Origin of the sequence: Staphylococcus sp. HMSC061G12 (genome assembly GCF_001838465.1) — a bacterium.
Lineage (GTDB): Bacteria > Bacillota > Bacilli > Staphylococcales > Staphylococcaceae > Staphylococcus > Staphylococcus simulans.
This window is the reverse complement of sequence record NZ_KV837159.1, coordinates 12,470-19,864: the sequence shown is the minus strand read 5'-3', so window position 1 is coordinate 19,864 and position 7,395 is coordinate 12,470. Positions and strand designations below refer to the sequence as shown.

At 30.9% G+C, this 7,395-nt stretch carries 5 protein-coding genes and 1 pseudogene; 5 read left to right on the top strand and 1 reads right to left on the bottom strand.

Annotated features, from left to right (window positions below; translation table 11 throughout):
* Both HMPREF2937_RS14200 and HMPREF2937_RS14280 read left to right on the top strand, forming a co-directional pair.
* Positions 1-1,285, top strand: a pseudogene (locus HMPREF2937_RS14200) (SdrD B-like domain-containing protein); the annotation flags it as partial.
* A gap of 90 nt (positions 1,286-1,375) precedes the next feature.
* Positions 1,376-1,696, top strand: coding sequence for an LPXTG cell wall anchor domain-containing protein (locus HMPREF2937_RS14280; RefSeq protein ID WP_373879079.1), 321 nt, complete (start codon positions 1,376-1,378; stop codon positions 1,694-1,696).
* An 89-nt stretch (positions 1,697-1,785) separates the two neighbouring features.
* Here the strand turns inward: HMPREF2937_RS14280 and HMPREF2937_RS11905 are convergent, their stop codons facing one another.
* Positions 1,786-2,286, bottom strand: coding sequence for a hypothetical protein (locus tag HMPREF2937_RS11905; protein ID WP_070864662.1), 501 nt, complete (start codon positions 2,284-2,286; stop codon positions 1,786-1,788).
* A 410-nt stretch (positions 2,287-2,696) separates the two neighbouring features.
* Between HMPREF2937_RS11905 and HMPREF2937_RS11900 the strand changes: the two genes are divergently transcribed.
* The 3 genes from HMPREF2937_RS11900 to HMPREF2937_RS11890 are packed head-to-tail and all read left to right on the top strand — an operon-like array spanning position 2,697 to position 7,309.
* The gene (locus HMPREF2937_RS11900; protein ID WP_070864661.1) at positions 2,697-3,695 is read left to right on the top strand and encodes a hypothetical protein; all 999 of its coding nucleotides are present in this window, start codon (positions 2,697-2,699) and stop codon (positions 3,693-3,695) included.
* Complete coding sequence (locus HMPREF2937_RS11895) at positions 3,685-5,586, top strand: McrB family protein (protein ID WP_070864660.1); 1,902 nt, start codon at positions 3,685-3,687, stop codon at positions 5,584-5,586. Before HMPREF2937_RS11900 ends, HMPREF2937_RS11895 begins: the two co-directional genes overlap by 11 nt.
* Complete coding sequence (locus tag HMPREF2937_RS11890) at positions 5,570-7,309, top strand: nuclease domain-containing protein (RefSeq protein ID WP_070864659.1); 1,740 nt, start codon at positions 5,570-5,572, stop codon at positions 7,307-7,309. The genes HMPREF2937_RS11895 and HMPREF2937_RS11890 overlap by 17 nt, the downstream gene beginning before the upstream one ends.
* Positions 7,310-7,395: the final 86 nt, after the last annotated feature.

Sequence of the window (7,395 nt, the reverse complement as noted above, 5' to 3'; positions counted from 1 at the left end):
TACATTGACTAAACCGGACGGTACAACAGAAACAGCAGTGACAGACGCTGAAGGTAAATACAACTTCAAAGATTTAGCGAACGGCGAATACACAGTTAAGTTCACAGCACCGGAAGGCTACACAGCAACGAAAGTAAACGTTGGAGATCAAGCGTTGGATTCAAACGGCTTGGAAACAAAAGCAGTAATCGACAATGCAGACAACTTAACAATCGACAGCGGATTCTATAAACCGACGGTTGAGCCGACACCAGTTCCAGCGACATACAACTTAGGTGACTACGTTTGGGAAGACAGCAACAAAGATGGTATCCAAAACTCTAATGAAGTAGGCATCCAAGGTGTAACAGTAACTTTAACTAAACCGGACGGCAGCACAGAAACAACAACAACTGATGAAAAAGGTAAGTATGAGTTTACTGGATTAGCAAATGGAGACTATAAAGTAGATTTTGCAACACCAGAAGGTTATACAGCAACATTAGTCGATCAAGGTAATGATGCTTTAGATTCTGATGGTACTTCTACTACAGTAAAAATCAACAATGCTGATAATTACACAATCGACAGCGGATTCTATAAACCAACGACTGAACCAACACCAGTGCCAGCGACATACTCAATCGGAGATAATGTATGGGAAGACAGCAACAAAGACGGTATCCAAAATTCAAATGAAAAAGGTATCGCTGGCGTAACAGTGACACTGACTAAACCAGATGGTACAACAGAATCAGTTGTGACAGATGCTGAAGGTAAGTATAACTTTACTGGATTAGAAAACGGTGAATACACAGTTGAATTCACTGCACCAGAAGGTTACACAGCAACTAAGGTAAATGTTGGTGATCAAGCATTAGATTCAAATGGTTTAGAAACGAAAGTCGTAATCGACAATACAGATAATTACACAATAGACAGCGGCTTCTATAAACCAGTAGTAGAACCAACACCAGTTCCAGCAACATACACTATCGGAGATAAAGTGTGGGAAGACAGCAACAAAGATGGTGTTCAAAACTCAAATGAAAAAGGCATTTCAGGCGTAACAGTTACTTTAACTAAGCCAGACGGCAGCACAGAAACAACAGTGACAGATGAAAACGGTATTTATCAATTTACTGGATTATACAATGGTGAATACACAGTAACATTCGACACACCGAAAGGTTACGAAGCAACTAAAGTGAATGTAGGAGACAAAGCATTAGACTCAGACGGTAGAACAGTCAAAGTCGTTGTAGATAATGCGGATGATTTCACAATCGACAGTGGCTTCTATAAACCAGTAGTAGAACCTGAAAAACCAATCACACCTGAGAAACCGGAAGAACCAAAAGTTCCTGAAAAACCAGAGAAGCCGGAAGTACCAGAAGTGCCAGAGAAACCAGAAGTACCTAACACGCCAGAAAAACCTGAAAAACCAAATAAACCAGAAGTACCAACTACACCAGAACAACCATCAGAACCTGGTCAACCTACACCGCCTAAAGCACCAAAAGGTGATGTAGCCCCTCATAAAGTAGTTAAATCTGAAAAACAACTAGAAAAAGCTCCTAAAGTTTCTAAAGATAAAGCTTTACCAGAAACAGGTGAAGAAGGTACAAATGCAGGTTTAATTGGAACATTATTCGCGGCATTAGGTAGTGTATTCTTATTTAATCGTCGTAAGAAAGAAACAAAAGATCATAAATAATGTATCGCAGTAATACTTTGAATAGGTTTTAATGCATAAGTAATGCCTCCTTAAGCTCACATCATGTGAATGCTTTTGGAGGCATTTTTTTAGTCTAAGTCATAAATTTCTTCGTATCTTACTTCTGTTGCTTGTGGTAACCAAGGCTTGCCTGACATAAAGCCAATGTGAGCACCTTCAAATTCTGTGTTCATCAGTTCATCCATAGCTTTTCTTTGCCAATCTCTTTCTCGTTTTCTTCGAAACTTTTCATCTTCGCCCATTTCAAAACGGTAGAGCCATTCAGGAATAAACTTTTTAGGTTTACGTTTCTTAGTTCCAGCGTATTCATTGAGTTCAATAGTGATTGCTCTTTTCTCATAATAGTAAGTGTCATTAAGAAAGATTAAATCAAAGGAGAAGGGTTCAGGTAAGGGGATGCCGAGTTCTTTATACTTTGCTAGGGCGAAGCCTAAGCAATCTTCAGGAGATAGGAGTTCGATTGGAGGAAGTACTTCATGTAGTGATTCTACATCGAAATCTATAAAGAAGTATTGGCCTTCAAGCTTCGGATCATTTTTATAAAATATTGCGACGTATGTGACTTTCATTATCTCAAGTCCTCTCTATATTTATTGTGACGCAGCTTAATTTGAGTAATAAACATAGTAGATGTTATTACTTAGAAATTAGTATAAAAAAAGGAAGTCGACGGCACAATCGACTTCCTTTACCTATTTAGTAAACTTGTATTTATAAGTTAAATAATACCTTGTATCTTCAACACAATATGAGCTACGATGGCTGAACCGACATATGTACTCATTAGAATGACCATACCTACAACGATTGTTTTCCATCCTAACTTCGCAAAGTCAGTCCAAGAATTGCTGATTAAGATAAAAATATTGAAAAAAATATAAAAAACCTTAAACTTCTGAAAATCTATGTATATAATTGCATTAAAGAGAAAACTTAATTCAAAGTTAAATAGATAAAGAATTTGGTTGGAGGAAGCCATATGAGTAAAGAGAGTATTATAAAGAGATTGTTTTCGTTACAAAACGAAGAGACAATGCTTAAAATAATTAATGACCTCAGCCTTGATATAAGAGGGTTTTCTAAGGTGAATATCAATATAATCAAACAACAAAAGTCCTTTATTATATCAAATATTTCATATTCTAATAATTTGAAAAAAATAGATAGGTATGTGAAAGAGGTTTCGAAAATTAAAGATTATAATTTTGATTATTTACTTGAAAGTGAAAAAATAGTTGAAAAATATGGGGAAGATTTTCGAGATTTAATAATGTTGTTTAGTGAGGACGGATATCAACAAAAATCAATTGAAGTGTTAGAGTTATTGGAGAATAAACATGATAATTTAAATAGTGGAAGAAAAGAAATTTTGTCTAACGAAAACAATAGTGAAATTGTGAATATTAGAAAGATAGTGAAAGAATTAGAGAGCCAATTAGAAATCAAAAATAAAAAAATTCAAGATCTACAAGAAAAGAACCAAAAATTACAAAGGGAAATACAACGTAAAGAAGAAAAAATAAAAAATGAATCAGTAAAAATAAAAAAAATCGAACTGGAATTTAATAATTTAAAGAAGTTCGAAATTGAAAATAAACGCTTATATGAAGAAAATAAACATATAAACCAGTTGTTGCAAAAGAAAAGTGAGGAAAGCAGAGGAATTGTTGAAGAAAACAAAAAACTTTCAGACGAAATCTACAATTTGAAAAACGTTTCTAAAACAAGAATGATTGTTATTGGACTTCCGGAATTATATAAAAATAGAGTGAAAAGTAATATCGTGTATTATCACTACACAAACGTTGAAGGCTTTATTAGTGATGCGAATAATAATAATGAAGTAATACCATATTATTACAAACAGAATTTGGCTTATTATGATTTAAGACGAATAATTAATGAAACAAATGCAAAAGAGTTAGATTTAAATACATTGGGAAATATATTGAAAGAGGTCAATGAAGATGAAAAATAACTGGGAAAATGTTGATTTAATAGGAGTTATTGCTACTCCAGAAGAAGTATCTAGTGTTTATGGTAAAGAAAATATATTTATTAATAACAATAATTATATTCAGTTTTATGTAAAAGTAATTTCTACAACTCCTTATGATTATCCTGTGCAAAATAATAAAAGTAAGTACATTTCTTGTTTTTCTAGCCATCTAAAAAATATTTATACAGATGACCTATCTGAAAGTAATGAAAAGAGAATACGTGACTTTGATGAGTACATACAAGATAAATTTATTTGTTTTAATGTAGAAGAACGACATGAAGATAATTACTTGAAAAGAACATATTATAACGGACGTGTAAATGAAATTTTAATACAACCTAATGATTTGAAAGATGTTCAGGGACTACATCCGGTTCCTGTGTATAGTAAAGAAAACACTGGACAAGATTTTGAGGGATTCATAAAAAAAATAAAGAATAAAGAGTATGTGGGAAACATTTACAATATATCCAAAGAAGTTGAAGATGCTCCCCAACTCATTTTTTATAAAGATGAAAATTATAATATTTATGTAATTGGTGACTTAAATGGTTTTAAGTATCAAGGTTCAAAAGGTTTTGCATATGATTTTTCTGAAGAAATTAAATATGTAAACCTTAATGAAAATGACTATAAAAAGCTGTGTTTAACTAAAGATAATATTGCGTATATTTCAACGGAATTAAGTAGAAATATAGAGGAAAAACTTAATTTTGAGAAGAAAAATAAAATAGAAGTGAATAAGGAAGATGACCTAAAAGCTGTTAAGAAAGAAGAGGAATTCTTAAATCATTTTATAGAGACATTGAAAAGAAATAGACTTGTTTATGATGAAGAAGATATTTTAAATTTTCATACAGCTATGAAAACCTCGAATTTAGTTATATTGTCAGGAATGAGTGGCACAGGGAAATCCAAATTGGTTAAAGCATATGCCGATGCTTTATCTTTAAAGGATAGTTTTAAGTTTATCCCTGTGAGCCCAAGTTGGACTGAAGATTCAGATATAATTGGTTATGCCGATACATTAAATATGGTTTATAGACCTGATGATTATGGGTTAATTGATCTGTTGATAAATGCAAAAGAAAATCCCGATAAATTGTTTATTGTTTGTTTTGATGAAATGAATCTTGCTCGAATTGAACATTATTTCTCTCAGTTTCTTTCACTCTTGGAAACGGATGTAGAAAGTAGAAGGTTAAGTTTATATAATAGAGAGCTCGGAGGAAAACTATATAATTCTTCAAAGTATAGTTATCAAATACCAATAGGTAGAAATGTAAAGTTTGTCGGTACAGCTAATATTGATGATTCAACCTATAACTTTTCTAATAAGGTTTTGGATCGTTCTAATTTAATTACACTAAAAGTTATGCCGTTTAAAGATTTGGTTAAATTATCTAAGCGAGATAACACAACTAATTTTAATGATGAAGAATTTGATAAAATCTATGTTGATTATTTTTCCAATAGTAAAAAAGAAATAGAGCTGGATGAAAGAACTGTAGAATTTTTACAAAAGTTTCATGATTTATTATCACAGGTGCACAACGAAATGGGTATAGGACCTAGAATTCTTAAACAAATAGATTTGTATTTGAAAAACATACCAGTTAATAGTATAAGTTTTACAAAAAAAGAAGGATTAGACCTTCAGGTAGTACAAAGAATTTTAACTAAAGTTCGAGGATCTAGTGAAGAACTAGAAAAACTACTAGGTATTTATGACAGTGATGGTACAGTAATCTCTTCTGAAATATTATCTTTATTTGAAGAATTTGAGGACGTTTCTAATTTTACTAATTCTGAGAAAGTTATAAAACAAAAAGCTAAGGAGCTAAACTTAAATGGCTACACTTTTTAGCGCGTCACTTATACTTACTAGACCAATTGGATATAATGATTTTAGAGAGTACAAACAATCGCTATCTTTTGAGCAAAACGTTGAAGATATTGATTTTAAAAATGACGTTATAAAGGTAAAAGAGTACAATGATTTAAAAATTTCTATAAGTTCAGAGAAAAGTGCAAGATTATATTTTGATGGATTTGATATAATCGAATCTGAAATATTGAAAGAAGATAAAAATGGTGAGAAATATCTGGAAAATGGTGCAATAGACTTAGTTAAGTATAAAAATAATAAAGCTAATAATATTTTGGTACCGGGTTATTATCTTATAAAAGTTAAGTGTGGACAAACGTTTTTTTCTATAATAGAAATTGTGCCAAAGGATTTCGAAAAAGAAGAGTGGAAAGATTTATACAAGGAAATAAAAAAATTCTTTTCATATTCAGCAAAATCGTTGCTTAATAGAAGTAATGCAAAAATGATTAATGCTAACTCAAAAAATACAGAAATAGATAAATTAAATTACCTAATGGATCATCGTAATATTATACTTAAAGCACTGACTACTTTGAAAAGAAATCGAAAAAGTAAGATAGTAAAAAACTATAATTGGGTAAATGAAAATTTACAACCTAGAATTGATAAACAAACTATCAAGATGAGAACAAAATATCCAGAAAAAGGTAATTCATTATATTCTTGCAAAAGAGATATAGAGTATAATACACCAGAAAATATTTGGATGAAAAAAGCACTTGTTTATTTAAGCAAAAGTATAGATAACACAATGAAATATTTAGAGGCAACAGTTGAGGAAAAAGAAATACAAAAAAGCTCTCGATTTATTAGCGATCAAGAAAATGCATCATATGTAATAATGAGAACAAAGAAAAGCATCGAAAAACTCCAACAAATAAGACATGCTTTGATTTTACTTTTAAAAGAAAGTTGGGTTAAAAATATAGAATATAATAGAAAAGTGGTTTCACCAGGTACTACTTTGCTTAATTCTGAGTATAATATTATTTATAAATGGTACAAGGAATTTAATAAGAATTCTCTAGAAATGATTTTTTCAAAAAGCTTACAAAGAACATGGAAGAGAACGGATGAACTATATGAAGTATGGTGTTTTATAAAAGTGATAGAACTTTTTAAGTATTTGAATTTTGATATGGATATTAGTCAACTGTATCAAGAAAATGAAATAGATGTACTGAAAGAAGAAACTCATATAGAAATGATTAACGAACAAATGACAGTTAACATACATTTCAATTCAACGCTTAAATCAGATAGTAATGATACTAGTAACTTACATCCTCTGTATACAAGTAATAAGAAAAACAAACCAGATATTCGAGTGGACATTTTTGTGAATAATGTGTATATAAAAAGCATACCGATAGAAGTAAAGTATAGAAAATTAAAACAAATAGCCGATAATAATAAAGGTGTTTTAACACAATTGATGGCTTATAAAGATAGTCCAAAATCAAAATTCCACTTACCTGGAGCAAAACCGTTCAGGAGAAGAAATCATACTGTAATTAATAAAGTAATAGTGTTTTTCCCTAGAGATGAAGTAAGTAGAGTTAACACTAAAAATTTAACTGATGATTTTGGCTTAGAATTTATTGAACTTAGCCCTAATTATAATGATGAACGATTTCTTGATTTAATGAGAGAAGAATTGCAAGAAGTAAACGATATTTATACAGACATTTATGAATAAAGAGAAAGCAACATAAAAAGGCGTCCAGCAAAATAGGACGCCTTTTCTATACTAAATAATACCTTGTATCTTCAACACAATATGAG